This is a genomic window from Curvibacter gracilis ATCC BAA-807, from assembly GCF_000518645.1.
In the GTDB taxonomy this organism is placed as follows: Bacteria; Pseudomonadota; Gammaproteobacteria; order Burkholderiales; family Burkholderiaceae_C; genus Curvibacter; species Curvibacter gracilis.
In genome coordinates, this window is sequence record NZ_KI912466.1 from 129131 (window position 1) to 146528 (window position 17398).

A 17398-nucleotide genomic window follows, 5' to 3' on the forward strand; every position below is an offset into this window, starting at 1 on the left:
CTGCCAAACACCACTCCAGGGATCACACACCACCCATGCAACACAGACCGATTCGCTTTCTGCGCCGTGGCCAGCTTGTCTCGCTGGGCAATGTAACACCCACTCACACCTTGCTGGGGCTGCTCAGGGAAGACCTGCACTGCACCGGCACCAAGGAAGGCTGCGGCGAAGGCGATTGCGGCGCCTGCACCGTGGTCCTGGGCGAGTTGGACCCAGCTCAAGGCCCGGATGCAATCAAATACCGTGCCATCAACAGCTGCATCCGCCTGGCCCACTCGGTCGACGGCATGGCGCTGTGGACGGCCGAAGACCTGGCGCAAGACCCGCTGATCAAGCCCGACGCAGGAGAACCCGAGGCCGAGGCCCTGCACCCGGTGCAGCAGGCCCTGGTCCAGTGCCATGGCTCGCAATGCGGCTTCTGCACCCCGGGCTTTGTGATGAGCCTGTTCGGGCTTTACCAGAACCAGGTCTGCCAGCAGGGCCAGCCCGTGAGCCGCACCCAGGCGGTGGAGGCCTTGTCGGGCAACCTGTGCCGCTGCACCGGCTACCGCCCGATCTTCGATGCCGCCGAGGCCATGGCCGACCTGCCGCGCCGACGCGTGGACGAGGCCGCCCTGGCCCAGCAGTTGCGCGCCCTGCAAGCCGAGCCAGCCGAGCCAGCGGATGGCGCGGAAGGCCCCAGCTACCTGGCCCCCACCACCCTGCAGGCCTTGCTGCAGGCACGCCAGCAGCACCCGCAGGCCCAGGTGGTGGCCGGCTGCACCGATGTGGGGCTGTGGGTGACCAAGCAGCACCGCCAGTTCAAGCAAGTGCTGGACGTGACCCGGGCCGCCGAGCTGCGGCGCGTCGAGCCCTACCCCCACCACATCGCGATCGGCGCGGCCGTGCCCCTGGCCGATGCCTTTGCCGCGCTGGAGGCCGACCGCCCCGGTCTGCATGGCTTTGCCGCCCGCTTTGCCGGCCTGCCGGTGCGCAACTCGGGCACCTTGGGCGGCAATGTGGCCAACGGCTCGCCCATCGGCGACTCGATGCCGCTGCTGATCGCCCTGGGCGCCAACGTGGTGCTGGTGCGCTGGGAGCCCGCACCGGGCAATCGCTCTGGCCGCCGCCCGGGCCGCATCGTGCACCGTGAAATGCCGCTCGAATCGCTCTACACCGGCTACCGCCAGAACGTGATGCGGCCCGACGAGCTGCTGGCCTGGATCAAGGTGCCCCGCCCCGCCCCGGGCGAGCTGCTGCGCGCCTACAAGATCTCCAAGCGCCAGGATGACGACATCTCGGCCGTGTGCCTGGTGCTGCGCCTGCACCTGGCCGAGGGTGGGGTGCAGAGCGCCTCCATCGGCGTGGGCGGCGTGGCCGCCACCCCGGTGCGGGCCCGCGCCACCGAGGCCGCACTCGCCGGCCAGCCCTGGACCGAGGCCACCGTGGCCGCCGCCACCGAGGTGCTGCGCGGCGAGTTCTCGCCCATCTCCGACATGCGCGCCAGCAGTGCCTACCGCCGCGAGGTGCTGGGCAACCTGCTGCGCCGCCTGTGGCTGGACAGCCAGGGCCTGCAGACCGTGGAGCTGCAACGCCTGGACCCCGCCACCCTCGACACGCAACCCCTGTCCGGGGCCCAGCCTTTGACCCGCAAGGAGGCCGCATGAACGCCAGCACCAGCCCCCACCAACCCCAGACACTGGCCGCAGGCCGCTCCCAGCAACACGAAAGCGCCGCCGCCCAGGTGGCCGGTGCCGCCACCTACATCGATGACCTGCCCGAGGTGCGCGGCACCCTGCACGCCGCGCCCATCCTCTCGCCCGTGGCCCATGGCCGCCTGCGCGGGCTGGACACCCGGGCCGCCCTGGCCGTGCCCGGCGTGCGCGATGTGATCGTGTCGGCCGATGTGCCCGGCGACAAGTTGCTGGCCGCCTTTGCCCACGACGAGCCGGTGTTCGCCTTCGACACCGTGCAGCACGTGGGCCAGGTGCTGGGCCTGGTGGTGGCCGACAGCGTGATGGCCGCCCGCCGTGCCGCCCGTCTGGTGAAGGCCGACATCGAAGCCCTGCCCGCGGTGCTGACGCCGCGCGCCGCGCACGCGGCCCAGAGCTATGTGCTGCCCCCGGTCACGGTGCGCCGCGGCGAGCCCGAGGCCGCGCTGCAAGGCGCCCTGCACACCCTGAGCGGCAGCCTTGAGGTGGGCGGTCAGGAGCACTTCTACCTGGAAGGCCAGATCGCCTACGCCCTGCCGCTGGAGCAACACCAGTGGTGGATCTACTCCAGCACCCAGCACCCCGGCGAGGTGCAGCACTGGGTGGCCCACGCCCTGGGCCTGGCCAACCACGATGTGCGGGTCGAATGCCGGCGCATGGGCGGTGGCTTTGGCGGCAAGGAGACCCAGGCCGGCCACCTGGCGGTGTGGGCCGCGGTGGCCGCGCACAAGCTGAAACGCCCGGTCAAGCTGCGCCTGGACCGCGACGACGACTTCATGGTCACCGGCAAGCGCCACCCCTTTGCCTACGACTACACGGTGGGCTTTGACGAACGCGGGCGCCTGAGCGGCCTCAAGCTGCAGATGCTGGCCAACTGCGGCTTCAGCGCCGACCTCAGCGGGCCGGTGGCCGACCGCGCCATCTTCCATGCCGACAACGCCTACTTTCTAGAAGACGTCGAGATCGTCTCGTACCGCTGCAAGACCAACACCCAGAGCCACACCGCGTTCCGCGGCTTCGGCGGGCCGCAGGGCGTGATCGTGATCGAGAGCATCCTGGGCGACATTGCCCGCCACCTGGGGCTGGACCCGCTGGATGTGCGCCGCGCCAACCTGTATGGCATCGACGATCGCAACGTCACCCACTACCAGATGACGGTGGAGGACAACATCCTCGAGCCCCTGCTGAGCCGCCTGGAGCAGACCGCCCGCTACCGCGAGCGCCGCCAGGCCATCGAGGCCTGGAACGCCCGCGAGCCGGTGCTCAAGCGCGGGCTGGCCATCACGCCGGTGAAGTTCGGCATCTCCTTCACCGCCACCCTGTTCAACCAGGCCGGCGCCCTGGTGCATGTGTACACCGACGGCAGCGTGCTGGTGAACCACGGTGGCACCGAAATGGGGCAAGGCCTGCACACCAAAGTGGCGCAGATCGTGGCCGACGAACTGGGCGTGCGTTTCGAGACGGTGCGGGTCAGCGCCAGCGACACCGCCAAGGTGCCCAATGCCAGCGCCACCGCGGCCAGCAGCGGCACCGATCTGAACGGCCGGGCCGCCCAGTTTGCCGCCCGCCATGTGCGCGACAACCTGGCCAGCTTTGTCTGCGGGCTGGATGGCTGCGGCGCGGGCGCCATCCGCTTCGTCGATGGACAGGTGATCTCGCCGGTGGCCACGCGGCGCTTCGAGGACGTGGTGCAGATGGCCTACGCCAACCGCATCCAGCTGTGGAGCGACGGCTTCTACCGCACGCCCAAGATCCATTACGACAAGACCACGCTGACCGGGCGCCCCTTCTATTACTTCAGCTACGGCGCGGCCTGCACCGAGGTGGCCATCGACACCCTGACCGGCGAGAGCCGGGTGCTGAAGGTGGACATCCTGCACGACGTGGGCCACAGCATCAACCCGGCCATCGACATCGGTCAGATCGAGGGCGGCTTCGTGCAGGGCATGGGCTGGCTGACCACCGAAGAGCTGGTCTGGAACGACAAGGGTCACCTGGCCACCCACGCGCCCAGCACCTACAAGATCCCGGCCACCGGCGACATCCCGGCGCATTTCAAGGTGGACCTGTGGCCCGAGCCCAACCGCGAGGACAACGTGCTGGGCAGCAAGGCGGTGGGCGAGCCCCCGTTCATGCTGGCCATCAGCGTGTTCGAAGCCTTGAAGGATGCCCTGGCCCAGGCGCGCAGCCTGGCGGGCCGCCCGGGCCCGGTGCAACTGGAGGCCCCGGCCACGGCGGAGCATGTGCTGCAGGCGCTGAACCTGCCCTGAAGCCGGCGATGAAGTGAGGGCAGAGCGGGCCTTCAGCCGCCCGCCACCGACAGCCCGGCCCGCGTGACCACCACCTGGTTGCGCCCGCCGCGCTTGGCCTGGTAGCAGGCCATGTCGGCCGCATGCAGCACCGCGGCCACGTCGGGGTACTGCGGGCCCAGCTCGATCAGACCGATGCTGCAGCCGATGGCATGGGCCTGGGTGCCCTGCTCGAGGGGCAGATGGATAGGCAGGGCCTCGATGTGGCTGCGCAAGGCCTCGGCGATGTGGGTGGCGCGTTCCAGCGTGCAGCCCGGCAGCAACAGGGCAAACTCATCCCCGCCCAGGCGGCCCACCGTGTCGGTCTGGCGCACCAGGCCCTCCATGACCCGGGCCACCTGGCGCAACACCTGGTCGCCTGCAGCGTGGCCAGCCAGGTCATTGACGGCCTTGAAGTGGTCCAGATCGACAAACAGCACACAGCCCCCAGCCTCAGCCACCTCACCCGCCTCGTCTCGCGACAGGGCCGCGGGACCGGCCTGAACTCGATGCTGCAACTGCAGCAGCAGCCGATGCTCCAGCTCACGCCGATTGACCAGACCGGTCAGGCTGTCGTGGCTGGCGCTCCAGGACAGGGCGCGGCGCGCCTCGCGCTCGGCGGTGATGTCGTCAAAGATCCAGATCGTGCCGCCCTCGGGGTCGCCCGGCACCACACCGCGGCCCAGCATGTGCACCCAGAAATCGTGGCCATCCTTGCGCCGGAACACCAGCTCACCGTCAAAAAAGCCCTGGCCGCCGAACTGCTCACGCACCTGGCGCCCCAGTTCCTCGTAGGCGGCATCGCTGGGGTACAGCACACGGGCCGGCTGCCCATGCAGCTCGCCGGGGGCATAACCCATCATGGCGCTGGCCCGGTGACTCAAGAGTTCCAGCGTGCGGTGGCGCGTCACCACGATGCCCACCGAGGCGTGCTCGAGAATGGCCTCCAACTGCCCCACCATCACGCGCAGGCTTTGCTGCTCGCGCTCCTGCGCCGTGGCCACCTGGCGCAGCATGGCCACCAACTGCCCCAGCTCGCCACCCACCTGAGGCCAGTTGCGTGCCGCCGGCACCGAGCGGTCCAGCACCTGGTGCATGCGCCGGAGCACCTGGCTGATGGGCCGCGTCAGCCACAGGATCAGCCAGCCCCCCAGCGCGGCACACACCAGGGCCACACCGGCGGTCAAGCACCAGGCCCAGCGCCCCACCTCCTGGTAAGGGGCCAGGGCCTGCTGCAGGGGGGTGACCCGGGCCACGCCCCAGGGGGCCACCGACAGGCCAGCCAGGCTGCTCAGGTGGCGGGCGTCCAACAGGCTCTGTGCCTCGGTCGCCATCGGGCTGCCCTGGGCCTTCCAGCGGGTCAGCAACCCGGCCAGACCCGGCTCCTCGTGGGCCTGCCCCAGCAGCCTGGCGGCGCTGGGATGGGCCAGCAAGACCCCGTCGGCATTGAAGACCATCACCGCCTCGCCCCCCAGCGTGGCCCGGGTGAGCTGGGGCGGCAGGAGTTGGGCGGAGTACAGCGACACCCCGCCCACCAACACCGCCTGCAGCTGGCCCGCAGCGTTCTTCAGGGGCTGGGCCAGCAGGACCAGGGGCTTTTCATCTGGCCAGCGCCCCACGGGGGCCCACACATGGGCCTGACCATCGGCCAGCGCCTGCAGGCGGACCTGCTCCACCGCAACATCCAGCGACTGAGGCAGCGCCGGGGCCTGGACATGGCGCAACACGGGCACACCGTCGGCCCGGGCCAGGTCCAGAAAATCAAACACGGGAAAGGCTTGGCGCTGTTGCGCCCAGGCCTCTGGCAGGCCGGCGGGATGCTGCAGGCGTTCGGGGCTCACGGCCTGCCCCAGTAGGACCAGCAGGGCCTCGATGTTCTGCAATCGGGCATCGAGCAGGGCGGCCAGCAACTGCAGCTCCTGCGCCTGCTGGCGGCTGGCGCTGCCCAGGGCCTCGTGCTCGCTGGCCTGGAGGATGAAGAAGACCGACACCGCGCTGGCCAGCCAGCCCGACAGCACGGCCACCACCACCACCCGCAGCTTGAGCGTGTCGGTGGCCCGATGCAGCCCTGCGCCCAGGCGCCGCGCCCAGCGTGTCCATGTCACAGCCGCAGGCCTCCACCCACAGCAGCGCCCGTCTTGACACATACCCAGCAGCAATCAGGACGAGACACCGGCAAAAAGCACTTCCGCATTTGTAACAATGCGCCGACTATAAGGAGTTGCGCCCGGTACAACCAGACGGTCTAGGGACAACCCCTAGCGGAGGCCCGAACCGGGGCCAGGGCCGCTTCAACCGCCCGCCAGGCTTTGCAGGCCGCTGGGGTCCAGCAAAGTGAGGTTGCGCCCGGAGCCTGCGATCAGGCTGCGCTCGCGCAGGTGGCGCAGCACGCGCGACAAGGTTTCCGGGGCGATGCCCAGTTCGGCAGCGATCAGGCGCTTGCGCTGGTTCAGCAGCACGTTCACCACGCCCTGGCTGGCCTGCTCGGCATGGTTGAGCAGCCAGCGCGCGCAGCGCGCCTCGGCGTCCATGGCCAGGCGGCTCACGGCCAGTTCGGTCTGCTGGCGCTGGGAGCGCGACACATCCTGCAGCAGCTTGCGGGCCGGCGGCGCCAGGGTGGCCAGGGTGCGCTGGAAGGCCGGCAGGGGCATGCGGCGCACGATGACGGGGGTATCGCTCATGGCGTCCACCACCTCCGGCAGGCCGAGCACCGCCGAGGCGGCTTCCAGCCAGAAGGGCCCTTCGACCACGCCCAGCTGATGGCTCATCTCGGAGCCGTCATACAGGCCGAGGACCACGCGCCCTGAATCGATGAAGTGCACCCAGGGTGAGGTGGTCTGGCGCGCGAGCAAGACCTGACCCGGGGGGACAACCTCGTGTTCGAGGGACAAACCGAAATACTCAGAGGGCAACATGGAGGCGACTTTGCCCGACCCGCCTGCGCCCGATATTGAGGCATGTCAAAGGGCCTGACTGGGCTCGCGCCCGACCATGCCCCTGTTTGATCTCACTGCGTTCGCCGCGCCCACGTGCGGCACGGCGCGCCTGAGCGGGGGTCACGGCCTCTGGACGAAGCCCAGTTGCCGTGCCAGGTGATCGGCCAGCCGCAGGCCCAGGGCCACGGCCAGCAAGGTCGGATTGGCCTCGCCCGAGGTGCAGAACACGCTGCTGGAGGCGATGTACAGGTTGTCCAGCCCATGCACGCGCAGTTGGCCATCCACCACGCCCTGGGTCGGGTCCGCGCTCATGCGGGTGGTGCCGATCTGGTGAAAGCCGTCCGTCGCCTGCTCGAACACATGGGCCGCGCGCTCAGCTTCGGGCCGCTCGTACTCGAGGTGGCCCAGGCCGGCCGCGCGCAGGTCGTGGTCCAGCAGGGCATGGGCGCGCAGCACCGAGTCGACATCCTGCGGCTGATAGCAGAAGTCGACCCGCAGGTCGCCCGCCTCGTTTTTCAGGGTGACGCGGCTGTCGGGGTGGGGAATCTGCTCGGCGTGGTAGACCAGCGCATAGGTGCCCCCGGCGTTGCGCAGCACAAAGCCCGGCTTGCGCACCGACGACAGGTAACGGTTGCGCAGGATGTCGATCACATCGAGCGCGGCGCGCCAGGGGCGGCGCGCGATGTTGAGGCCATGGGCCAGCCAGCGGTAAGGCCGGGGTCCGATGTGCTTGAGGCGCATCGCCTCGGCCACCAGGCGGCGACCGATGGGCGCAATGGCCAGACCCATGAACACCGCCGACAGCGTGGGGTTGCGGTGGCTGGGCTCGTAGAAAGGGGGGTTGTCGATGTAGAACGAGGTGTTGAGCAAGCCCTGGGCACGCTGCAGGGCCGGGCTGGGCGTCAGGCGGCGGCGCACATAGGTGCCGCAGCTGTCGCGGCTGAAATCCAGCCAGCGCACATCCTCGGGCTGCTTCAGCACCAGGCGCGCGATGCTGCCCAGGATGTGGCCCATGTAATGGCGCCCCAGCGGCCCCTCCGGGCCGCCAAACAGTGCCGGCCGGCCGGCCTGGGCCTTCAGCAGCAGGCGGGTCACGCCCAGGGCGCCGCCCGCCAGCACGAAGGCGCGCGCGCGCAACTCGACACGCTGCCCCCGGCATTCGGCCTGCAGGGCCTCGAGCCGCCCTCCGTCCGGGCTGAAGACCAGCGCCTCGACCCGCGTGTCGAACAACAGATCCAGGCCCTCGCAGGCCAGGGCCTGCTGGCCCAGGCTGCCCAGCAGACGCGGTTGATGGGCCCAGCGCTCGATCTGCGTCAGCTCGAAATCCGTGAGCCGGGTGACCGGGCCCCGCGCCTCGGAGGGCAGCGGCCGGCGGAACTCGGCCGAGCCGCAATCCACACAACGGGCGGCCGCCTGGTACCAGGGCTGCACCTCGGGCCAGCTCAGCGGCCACTGCACGCCCGGCACCTGCGGCCGCACCTCGAAGTCGTGCGCCTCGAACGGCACACAGCGCCCGCCCCACAGCCAGGTGGTGCCGCCCAGACCGGTGTGGGTGGCCAGTTCCAGCGGCGCGTGGTGCTGCGGCTTGACACAGGTGGAGCCGCTCCAATCGGGCGCCGACTGGGCCGGGTCCAGGCCACCGCCCTCCACCACCAGCACCCGCAGGCCTGATGCCTGCGCTGCCAGTGCCAGCGACAGGCCCACCGGGCCGGCCCCCATCACACACAGGTCGTAAACCACGCGCTCGCCCGGAGCCTGTTGCAGCACGCTCATGACAGCAGCCCCCGCCACAAGACCACGTTCAATGCAGGCGCGTGCGGCAGCCGCACAGCTTTCAGAAGGGCATAGGAGGTCATCGCAGGCATGCAGAATCGGGTGAGGTGAGCGCTGCGCCAGCAAGCCGTCCAGGCCGGGCGAGGGGCCTGCCGGAAGCGGCTGACCGCTCCAAATTTTACAGTTTGCAACAATACCGGCCCATGAATGCCTTGGCCCGGCCATGACAGACATCACGAAAAGCGGCCGATTCCGGTCACCATTCAAGCCCGCCCTTCAATCCGTTCTTCAACCCGCCCTCCGCCCGGCCCTGCCCAGCCACCGCCCATGTCCGCCAGCCCCGACGCCCTGCCCGCTCTCCCCGCGCTTGAACAAGGCCGCCAGCAGATCGCCCGCCTGCAGGCCGCCCTGGCCCAGGCGGGCCTGAGCCTGCGCCCACCGCCGCCCGAGCCCCAGACCTGCTGCGGGCGCGGCTGCAACGGTTGTGTGTGGGAGGGCTTCTACGCCGCGCTCGCGTTCTGGTGCGAAGACGCCGAGGCCTTGCTGGCGGGCTCGGTGAACAGCTGAGATCTGCCCGGCACCCAGGGCCGTTGACCACCCTCCGTCAACACCGCAGCGGGGCCAAGAGCGGCCGCTGGAGGTTATGCACGGCCGGCATGGGATCAGCCGGACTTGGCATTTCTCTTGCATGACGCTTACAACAACAATACCGCCCACCACGCTGCGGGGCCCGCCTGCGAGATCCGTGGGGTCACCGGGGTGATCCGGGAGTGGGCTCAGGGGTTTTCCTGGGTCCGGGCTTGGCGCGGGTGGCAGAACATTGGCATTGCAAACGGCAGGGCGGCGCACGCCACACATGCTGAAAGCCAGGCATCAGGGACTTGTTTTCTTTTCAAGGTTTTTCACATGAGCGCTCTCAAGTCTTTGTCCCTCAGCCATCGGCTCAGCCTCGGTTTCGGCAGCGTGCTGGCGCTGTTGCTGGTGGTGGTGGCGGTGGATCAGTGGTCGGCCAGGGATTTGCATGGGCGGCTGCAGCGCATCACCAGCACCAGCGCCGAAAAGACCCGGCTGATGAACAACATGCTGCAGGATGTGGACTCGCTGGGTCTGCGCGGCCGCTCGGCGGTGATGCTGTCGGAGAGCGACACCAAACGTTCGACCGAGCAGGCCGACAAGCTCAAGGCCACGCTGGACCAGTACCTCAAGCAGCAGACCGAGCTGGCCACCCTGGCGCGCGCCAGCGGCGCCAATGCCGATGAGCTGAAACTGCTGGACGACATCAAGGCGATCGCCGATGCGACCCTGCCCGAGCTTCAACAGTCGGTGAAGACGGCCCTGGAGGGCGACAACGTGGGCGCCTCGATCGCGATGATGAACCGGGTCGAGCCCAGCGAGGTCAAGTGGCGCGCCCGCCTGAGCGACCTGATCGAGTACCAGAACCGCCTCAACCAGGCCGAGGCCCAGGGCGCCGAAGACAGCATGGCCCGCGCCCAGATCACGGCGGCCCTGCTGGTGCTGACCTCGATCACGGTTGGCGTGCTGGTGGCCTGGCGCATCACGCAAAGCGTCACCGCGCCGATCGGGCGCGCCGTGGTGGTGGCCGAGCGCATTGCCGCGGGCGACCTGACCTCCCAGGTGGAGGTGCGCATCCATGACGAGACCGGCCGCCTGCTGGAGGCGATTGCCGCCATGCAGCAGCGCCTGCGCGAACTCGTGGGCGAGATCGGCGGCACGGCCGAATCGATCAAGGACGCCAGTGCCGAGGTGGCTGCCGGCAACCTGGACCTGAGCCAGCGCACCGAAGAGGCCTCGCACAACCTGCAGACAGCCGCCCACACCCTGACCGACCTGACCCAGATGGTGGGCCACAGCACGGCCTCGGCCCGCGAGGTGAACCGCCTGGCGGCCACCGCCTCGACCCACGCCATCAGTGGCGGGCAGATGGTATCGGAGGTGGTGCAGACCATGGAGGGCATCAGCGTGAGCTCGCGCAAGATCGCCGACATCGTGGGTGTGATCGACGGGATTGCCTTCCAGACCAACATCCTGGCGTTGAACGCGGCGGTCGAAGCGGCCCGGGCCGGCGAACAAGGCCGCGGCTTTGCCGTGGTGGCCAGCGAGGTGCGGCGCCTGGCCGGCCACGCCACCAGTTCGTCGAAAGAGATCAAGAGCCTGATCACCGACAGCGTGGAGCGCGTGGCCGTGGGCGAAGACCTGGTGCGCCGTGCGGGCGACACCATCCACGAGCTGGTGAGCTCGGTGCAGAACGTGTCCTCGATCATGTCCGAGGTGGCGGCCGCGGCCGACGAGCAGAGTGGCCGCATCGCCGACATCAGCGCCACCGTGGGCAAGCTCGACGAGGTGACGCAGCAGAACGCAGCCCTGGTCGAGGAGAGTGCGGCGGCGGCCGACAGCCTGCGCGATCAGGCACACCGGCTGACCGAGATCGTGCACACCTTCCGCCTCAGCCGCGACACACCGGTGGCGGCACCGGCACCGGCGCCCGCGCTGGCGCGCGCCCCGCAGACCTTGCGCCTGAGCTGATCAAACGGGTTTCTGGCCCACTTCGAAGTTCGACAGCCGCTCGAGCGCTTTGACCATGCCCGAGTGATCCCAGGCGGCACCGCCCTGGGCCACGCAGGCGCTGAACAATTGCTGGGCCTGCGCCGTGGCAGGCAGGGCCAGGCCCAGGGCGCGGGCACTGTCCAGCGCCAGGCCCAGGTCTTTCTGGTGCAGGGCAATGCGAAAGCCCGGCTCAAAGCTACGGCGGATCATGCGCTCGCCATGCACCTCGAGGATGCGCGAGGCGGCAAAGCCGCCCATCAAGGCCTGGCGCACCTTGGCCGGGTCGGCCCCGGCGCGTGAGGCGAACAGCAAGGCCTCGGCCACCGCCTCGATGTTGAGGGCCACCACGATCTGATTGGCCACCTTGGTGGTCTGCCCGGCGCCGTTGGGGCCCACCAGGGTGATGTTCTGCCCCAGCAGCTCGAACAGCGGCCTGGCCCTGGCAAAGGCGGCCTCGGGCCCGCCCACCATGATCGACAGCGTGCCCTTTTGCGCCCCCACCTCGCCACCTGACACCGGAGCATCGAGGTACTGGCAGCCCAGTTGTTCGATGCGCCGGGCAAAGTCCTGCGTGGGCAGGGGCGCGATCGAGCTCATGTCGATCACCAGCTTGCCCGGGCTCAGGCCCAGGGCCAGGCCGTCATCACCGAACAGCACCTGTTCGACATCGGGGGTGTCGGGCAGCATGGTGAAGACGATGTCGGCCCGTTCGGCCACGCCGCGGGCGCTCAGGCATTGGGTGGCCGGGGTGTCGGCCAGCGCGGCCGATACCTTGCCGCGGGTGTGCACAAACAGCTGGTGGCCGGCGCGGATCAGGTTCAGGCACATCGGCGTGCCCATGATGCCCAGGCCGATGAAGCCGAGTTGAAGCGGTTTTTGAGTCATGAGAGGTCTCCGTTGTCAGGTCACAGTTGATTGAAAGCGGTCTGTTCAGGCCATGGCGCGGCGCCAGCCCAGGCCGGCCAGGGTGTCGGCGGCGGGCTTGTACTCGCAGCCGATCCAGCCCGCATAGCCCAGCCGGTCGATGTGGCGCAGCAGCCAGGGGTAGTTGATCTCGCCCGTGCCGGGCTCATGCCGACCCGGGTTGTCGGCCAGCTGGATGTGGCCGATGCGCGGCAGGGCCCGTTGCAGCGTGGCCGCCAGTTCGCCCTCCACGCGTTGGGCGTGGTAGATGTCGTACTGCACGAACAGGTTGTCGGCCCCAACCTCGTCGAGCAGGGCCAGGGCCTGGTCGGTGCGGGTGAGGTAGAAGCCCGGGATGTCGAAGGGGTTGATGGGCTCGATCAGCAGGCGCAGCCCGGCCTGGCGCAGCGCCGCGGCGGCAAAGCGCAGGTTGCTCACCAAGGTCTGGTGCAGCAGCGGCTCGGCCACGCCGGCTGGCGCCTTGCCGGCCAGGCAGTTGAGCTGGGGCACGCCCAGTGCCTGGGCATAGGCCAGGGCCTGGCCCACGCCGGCCCGGAACTCGGCCACCCGGGTCGGGTCGCAGGCGATGCCGCGCTCGCCCGCGTCCCAGTCGCCCGCGGGCAGGTTGTGCAGCACCAGTTGCAGCCGGTGCTGATCGAGGCGCGAGCGGATCTCGCTCACCTCGTAGGCGTAGGGGAACAGAAATTCGACGGCCTCGAAGCCGGCGTTCGCCGCGGCTTCAAAACGGTCCAGAAAAGGCCGTTCGGTGAACAGCATGGTGAGGTTGGCAGCAAAGCGGGGCATGGGTGGGCTCTCCCTGAAGATTGGACAAAAACAGACGGCCGGGGGGCGCTCAATCGAGCATGGCAATCGCGGTGGGCGCGTCCGCCGCACTGCCAGCCAAGTCTTCGAACTCGTTGATCTGGTCGATCTCGGTGCCCATGGCGATGTTGGTCACCCGCTCCAGCAACAGCTCAATCACCACCGGCGTGCGGTGCTCGGCCATCCAGGCCTCGGCCTGTTGCACCGCGGGGGCAAACTCGTCGGGGCGGTGCACGCGGATGGCCTTGCAGCCCAGGCCCTCGACCACCTTCACGTGGTCCACGCCGTAGCTGCGGGCCGGCTCGTCGGCCTCGGTGTTGAGGTTGTCGAAGGCCAGTTGCACGCAGTAGTCCATCGAGAAGCTGCGCTGCGCCTGGCGGATCAGGCCCAGGTAGCTGTTGTTGACCAGCACATGGATGTAGGGCAGCTTGAACTGCGCGCCCACGGCCAGCTCTTCGAGCATGAACTGGAAGTCGTAATCGCCCGACAGCGCCACGATCTTGCGCGCCGGGTCGGCCACCCGCACGCCCAGGGCAGCCGGCAGGGTCCAGCCCAGCGGGCCGGCCTGGCCGCAGTTGATCCAATGCCGCGGGTGGTAGACGTGCAGGAACTGCGCGGCCGCGATCTGCGACAGGCCGATGGTCGAGACATAGCAGGTGTCGCGACCAAAGGCGTTGTTCATGCACTGGTAGACGCGCTGCGGCTTCATGGGCACTTGGTCGAAGTGGGTCTTGCGCAGGTAATCGAGGCTTTGCTTGCGGGCCTGGCATTCGGCCAGCCAGGCGCTGCGCGGGCGCAGGCGGCCTTCGGCCAGCCACTCGCGGGCCACCTCGACCAGCAGGGCCAGGGCTGCACCGGCGTCGGACACGATGCCGTAGTCGGGGGCGAACACACGGCCGATCTGGGTGGGCTCGATGTCGATGTGCACGAACTTGCGCCCCCGGGTGTAGACCTCGACCGAGCCGGTGTGGCGGTTCGCCCAGCGGTTGCCGATGCCCAGCACGAAGTCGCTGGCCAGCAGGTTGGCATTGCCGTAGCGGTGGCTGGTCTGCAGGCCGCACATGCCCACCATCAGCGGGTGGTCGTCGGGGATGCTGCCCCAGCCCATCAGGGTGGGGATCACGGGCAGCTGCAGCAGCTCGGCCAGTTCGACCAGCAGGCCGCAGGCATCGGCGTTGATGATGCCGCCACCGGCCACCAGCAAGGGGCGATCGGCCTGGCTCAGCAGCTGCAGCGCGTGCTCCACCTGGGCCCGGGTGGCCTGGGGCTTCCAGGCCGGCAAGGGGGCGTAGGTAGCGGGGTCGAAGTCGATCTCGGCCAACTGCACATCGATCGGCAGGTCGATCAGCACCGGGCCGGGGCGGCCCGAGCGCATCAGGTGAAAGGCCTGCTGGAACACCCCCGGCACCTGGGCCGGCTCCATCACGGTGGTGGCCCATTTGGTGACCGGGCGGGCAATGGCGCTGATGTCCACGGCCTGGAAATCCTCCTTGTGCAAGCGGGCCCGTGGCGCCTGGCCGGTGATGCACAGAATCGGGATGGAGTCGGCACTGGCCGAGTACAGCCCGGTGACCATGTCGGTGCCGGCCGGACCGCTGGTGCCGATGCACACGCCGATGTTGCCGGCCACGGCGCGGGTGTAGCCCTCGGCCATGTGCGAGGCGGCCTCCACGTGGCGCGCCAGGATGTGGCCGATGCCACCGTGCGCCTTGAGCGCCGCATACAGCGGGTTGATGGCGGCGCCGGGCACGCCGAACGCCACACTCACACCTTCTTTTTCGAGGATGCAGACCGCTGCCTCGATCGCCTTCATTCTTGCCATGTCGTCTCCTTGGGTGAACCCTGTCGGGGTGGACGAAATTTAGGCGGCACCGGCCCTGGCCGGAATGCCCGGGCGGGCCATAAAATTTATTCGCTGCTGGAATGACTGCCGGATCGACGGCAGCGCACACTGCAAGCCCCAAGAAGAGCCAGGAGACTGCGATGGACCGTTTCGACGCCATGAATCTGTTTGTGCGGGTGGTGGAATCCGGCAGCTTCACCAAGGTGGCGAAAGAGTTCGCCACCACCCAGCCCACCGTCACCAAGCAGGTGGCGGCCCTGGAGGCCCAGCTCAAGGTGAGGCTGCTCAACCGCAACACGCGCGGGGTCAGCCTGACCGAGCCCGGCGCGCTGTACTACGAGCGTTGCAAAGCCATCCTGGGCCAGGTGAGCGAGGCCGAAGAGGTGGTCCAGGTGCGCCAGACGCAGGTGAACGGTTTGCTGCGCGTGGGCAGTTCGGTGGCTTTCGGCAGACGGGTGGTTGTGCCCTTGGTGCTGGAATTCATGGCCCGCCACCCGCAGGTGAAGGTGGACCTGAGCTTTGACGACCGCTACACCGATCTGGTGGCCCAGGGCATCGATGTGGCGATCCGCCTGGGCAAGCTGGCCGACTCGGGTCTGGGCGCGCGCAGCCTGGGCCAGAACCCCTGGGCCCTGGTGGCCTCGCCGACCTACCTGCGGCGCCATGGCACGCCGCGCAAGCCCACCGAGCTGCGCGGGCACGACGCGCTGATCTACAGCAGCGTGCAGGGCGACGACTTCTGGCGCCTTCGCACGCCGGCGGGTGAGCTGGTGAACGTGCCGGTGAGCGGGCGCATGCGCTCCAACAACCTGTCGGCCCTGCTGGCGGCCACCCGGGCCCACCTGGGGGTGGCCGCCCTGCCCCGCTATGTGGCGGCCGAATCACTGGCCAGCGGCCGGGTGGTGGAGGTGCTGAAAACCTGCCAGCTGCCCGAGCAGGAGATCCACGCCGTGTTCCCTTCGCCGCGCCTGTTGCCGCAGAAGGTCTCGTCCTTCGTGGCCTTCATGCAGGGGCGTTTCGAGGCGCGCTGGTGGGAGCAGCTGAAGTGATCCCGCCGCACCGATGCATCAATCCAGGATCAGCATCGCCCGGAAGTCGTTCACATTGGTGTGGGTGGGGCCGGTGATGACCAGATCGCCCAGGGCCTCGAAGTAGCCATAGGCGTCGTTGCGGTCCAGGAACTGCTCCACCTTCAGGCCCAGGGCCTGGGCGCGGGCCAGGGTGTCGGGGCTGACGCAGGCGCCAGCGTTGTCTTCCACCCCATCGATGCCGTCGGTGTCCGCCGCCAGGGCCCAGACGCGGGCCTGCCCCTGCAGGGCCTGGGCCAGGCCCAGACAGAACTCGCCGGCGCGGCCGCCGCGCCCCCGCGGGCTGCCGACGGGCTGCGGGCGGATCGTCACCGTGGTCTCACCGCCCGACAGGATGACGCAGGGCCGGGCGAAGGGCTGGCCATGCTGGGCCACCGATCGCGCCAGTGCCGCGTGCACCTTGCCCACCTCGCGCGATTCGCCTTCGATCTCGTCGGACAGCACATAGGCCGCGATGCCGGCCGCGCGGGCCACCTCGGCCGCCACCTCCAGGGACTGGCGCGGGGTGGCGATCAGCTGCACCTCATGGCCGGCGAACACCGCGTCACCGGGCTTGGGGGTTTCGAGCGCACCGGCCTGCAACTGAGCGTGCACCGCCGCAGGCACCTCGATGCCGTAGCGGGCCAGGATGGCCAGCGCCTCGGCGCAGCTGCTGGCATCGGGCACGGTGGGGCCACTGGCGATCACCGAGGGGTCGTCGCCCGGCACGTCGCTGATGGTCAGCGTGAGCACCTTGGCCGGCGCACAGGCCGCGGCCAGGCGCCCACCCTTGATGCGCGACAGGTGCTTGCGCACGCAGTTCATCTCGCCGATGCTGGCGCCGCTGTGCAGCAGCGCGCGGTTGATGCGCTGCTTGTCCTCCAGGCTCAGGCCCTCGGCCGGCAGGGTCAGCAAGGCCGAGCCGCCACCCGAGATCAGGCACAGCACCAGGTCGTCCTCGGTCAGGCCTTCGGTCAGTTGCAGGATGCGCTGGGCCGCGGCCAAGCCGGCCGCATCGGGCACGGGGTGCGAGGCCTCGACCACTTCGATGCGCTCGGGCAGGCCGGCGGGGCGCGGCGGAATGTGGTGGTAGCGCGTGACCACCAGGCCCGACAGCGGCGCCTCGGCCGGCCACAGCGCCTCGACCGCCTGGGCCATCGAGGCCCCGGCCTTGCCGGCCCCGAGCACCAGGGTGCGCCCCTTGGGCGGCTGGGGCAGGTGGCGTGCCAGGCCTTGCAGCGGCAGGGCGCGCCAGACGGCCTGCGCATACAGGTGTTGCAAGAAGGCCTGCGGATCCGCGCTGGGGCTGGGGCAGACAGCGCCCTGCAGATCGAGGGCGACGCGATGTTGGGGGGCTTGTGGGGCAGTCATGGCCCGATTGTGCCAAGCCTTGCGCAGCGGGTCGGCCCCCGGGCCGGTCACAACAGCTTTGCCTGGCGTCACGCACCGGTCACAGGCGGGGTTCAGAATCCTGCGTCTTGGTCCATCCTCAGGAGTGCGCTTGAACCGA

Annotated in this window: 12 protein-coding genes; 5 read left to right on the top strand and 7 right to left on the bottom strand. The window is 69.4% G+C overall.

Features of this window, described 5'->3' with window-relative positions; all coding sequences use genetic code 11:
* Window positions 1-35 precede the first annotated feature (35 nt).
* Both xdhA and xdhB read left to right on the top strand, forming a co-directional pair.
* Window positions 36-1646 (top strand): xanthine dehydrogenase small subunit, encoded by a 1611-nt coding sequence (gene xdhA, locus L880_RS33700; protein ID WP_051443614.1) that lies wholly within the window; start codon window positions 36-38, stop codon window positions 1644-1646.
* Entirely contained in the window at window positions 1643-3961 is a 2319-nt protein-coding gene (xdhB, locus tag L880_RS0126235; RefSeq protein ID WP_027478125.1) for a xanthine dehydrogenase molybdopterin binding subunit, read from the top strand. The genes xdhA and xdhB overlap by 4 nt, the downstream gene beginning before the upstream one ends.
* Before the next feature lie 32 nt (window positions 3962-3993).
* On the opposite strand, the gene L880_RS0126240 is transcribed toward xdhB, so the two are convergent.
* From L880_RS0126240 to L880_RS0126250, 3 genes are all read right to left on the bottom strand, one after another.
* Window positions 3994-6084, bottom strand: coding sequence for a diguanylate cyclase domain-containing protein (locus L880_RS0126240; RefSeq protein ID WP_051443615.1), 2091 nt, complete (start codon window positions 6082-6084; stop codon window positions 3994-3996).
* Between the two features lie 186 nt (window positions 6085-6270).
* The gene (locus tag L880_RS0126245; RefSeq protein WP_027478127.1) at window positions 6271-6894 is read right to left on the bottom strand and encodes a Crp/Fnr family transcriptional regulator; all 624 of its coding nucleotides are present in this window, start codon (window positions 6892-6894) and stop codon (window positions 6271-6273) included.
* Window positions 6895-7035: 141 nt separating this feature from the next.
* Window positions 7036-8688: a GMC oxidoreductase gene (locus L880_RS0126250; RefSeq protein ID WP_027478128.1), complete on the bottom strand. Its 1653-nt coding sequence runs from the start codon at window positions 8686-8688 to the stop codon at window positions 7036-7038.
* Window positions 8689-9015: 327 nt separating this feature from the next.
* On the opposite strand from L880_RS0126250, the gene L880_RS0126255 reads away from it, so the two are divergent.
* Both L880_RS0126255 and L880_RS33705 read left to right on the top strand, forming a co-directional pair.
* A complete protein-coding gene (locus L880_RS0126255; RefSeq protein ID WP_043330775.1) occupies window positions 9016-9255 on the top strand; it encodes an oxidoreductase-like domain-containing protein in 240 nt (79 codons plus the stop codon).
* A gap of 339 nt (window positions 9256-9594) precedes the next feature.
* Window positions 9595-11232: a methyl-accepting chemotaxis protein gene (locus L880_RS33705; RefSeq protein ID WP_043330777.1), complete on the top strand. Its 1638-nt coding sequence runs from the start codon at window positions 9595-9597 to the stop codon at window positions 11230-11232.
* Here the strand turns inward: L880_RS33705 and L880_RS0126265 are convergent, their stop codons facing one another.
* The 3 genes from L880_RS0126265 to gcl are packed head-to-tail and all read right to left on the bottom strand — an operon-like array spanning window position 11233 to window position 14800.
* Window positions 11233-12138 (bottom strand): 2-hydroxy-3-oxopropionate reductase, encoded by a 906-nt coding sequence (locus L880_RS0126265; protein WP_027478130.1) that lies wholly within the window; start codon window positions 12136-12138, stop codon window positions 11233-11235.
* A 45-nt stretch (window positions 12139-12183) separates the two neighbouring features.
* Window positions 12184-12960 carry a hydroxypyruvate isomerase gene (hyi, locus tag L880_RS0126270; RefSeq protein ID WP_027478131.1) on the bottom strand — a complete coding sequence of 259 codons (777 nt, stop codon included), beginning with the start codon at window positions 12958-12960 and terminating at the stop codon, window positions 12184-12186.
* 49 nt (window positions 12961-13009) lie between these two features.
* On the bottom strand, window positions 13010-14800 hold the full coding sequence (gene gcl / locus L880_RS0126275) for a glyoxylate carboligase (RefSeq protein ID WP_027478132.1): 1791 nt from the start codon (window positions 14798-14800) through the stop codon (window positions 13010-13012).
* 161 nt (window positions 14801-14961) lie between these two features.
* Here gcl and L880_RS0126280 point away from each other — a divergent pair, with 161 nt between their 5' ends.
* Complete coding sequence (locus L880_RS0126280) at window positions 14962-15870, top strand: LysR family transcriptional regulator (protein WP_027478133.1); 909 nt, start codon at window positions 14962-14964, stop codon at window positions 15868-15870.
* Window positions 15871-15888: 18 nt separating this feature from the next.
* Here the strand turns inward: L880_RS0126280 and L880_RS0126285 are convergent, their stop codons facing one another.
* Window positions 15889-17259 carry a glycerate kinase type-2 family protein gene (locus tag L880_RS0126285; protein ID WP_245615382.1) on the bottom strand — a complete coding sequence of 457 codons (1371 nt, stop codon included), beginning with the start codon at window positions 17257-17259 and terminating at the stop codon, window positions 15889-15891.
* Window positions 17260-17398 lie beyond the last annotated feature (139 nt).

Excerpts from the sequence above, each read along its gene's own strand:
- xdhA (WP_051443614.1), top strand. The coding sequence starts at position 36 with ATGCAACACAGACCGATTCGCTTTCTGCGCCGTGGCCAGCTTGTCTCG.
- xdhB (WP_027478125.1), top strand. The coding sequence starts at position 1,643 with ATGAACGCCAGCACCAGCCCCCACCAACCCCAGACACTGGCCGCAGGC.
- L880_RS0126245 (WP_027478127.1), bottom strand. The coding sequence starts at position 6,894 with ATGTTGCCCTCTGAGTATTTCGGTTTGTCCCTCGAACACGAGGTTGTC.
- L880_RS0126250 (WP_027478128.1), bottom strand. The coding sequence starts at position 8,688 with ATGAGCGTGCTGCAACAGGCTCCGGGCGAGCGCGTGGTTTACGACCTG.
- L880_RS0126255 (WP_043330775.1), top strand. The coding sequence starts at position 9,016 with ATGTCCGCCAGCCCCGACGCCCTGCCCGCTCTCCCCGCGCTTGAACAA.
- L880_RS33705 (WP_043330777.1), top strand. The coding sequence starts at position 9,595 with ATGAGCGCTCTCAAGTCTTTGTCCCTCAGCCATCGGCTCAGCCTCGGT.
- L880_RS0126265 (WP_027478130.1), bottom strand. The coding sequence starts at position 12,138 with ATGACTCAAAAACCGCTTCAACTCGGCTTCATCGGCCTGGGCATCATG.
- hyi (WP_027478131.1), bottom strand. The coding sequence starts at position 12,960 with ATGCCCCGCTTTGCTGCCAACCTCACCATGCTGTTCACCGAACGGCCT.
- gcl (WP_027478132.1), bottom strand. The coding sequence starts at position 14,800 with ATGGCAAGAATGAAGGCGATCGAGGCAGCGGTCTGCATCCTCGAAAAA.
- L880_RS0126280 (WP_027478133.1), top strand. The coding sequence starts at position 14,962 with ATGGACCGTTTCGACGCCATGAATCTGTTTGTGCGGGTGGTGGAATCC.
- L880_RS0126285 (WP_245615382.1), bottom strand. The coding sequence starts at position 17,259 with ATGACTGCCCCACAAGCCCCCCAACATCGCGTCGCCCTCGATCTGCAG.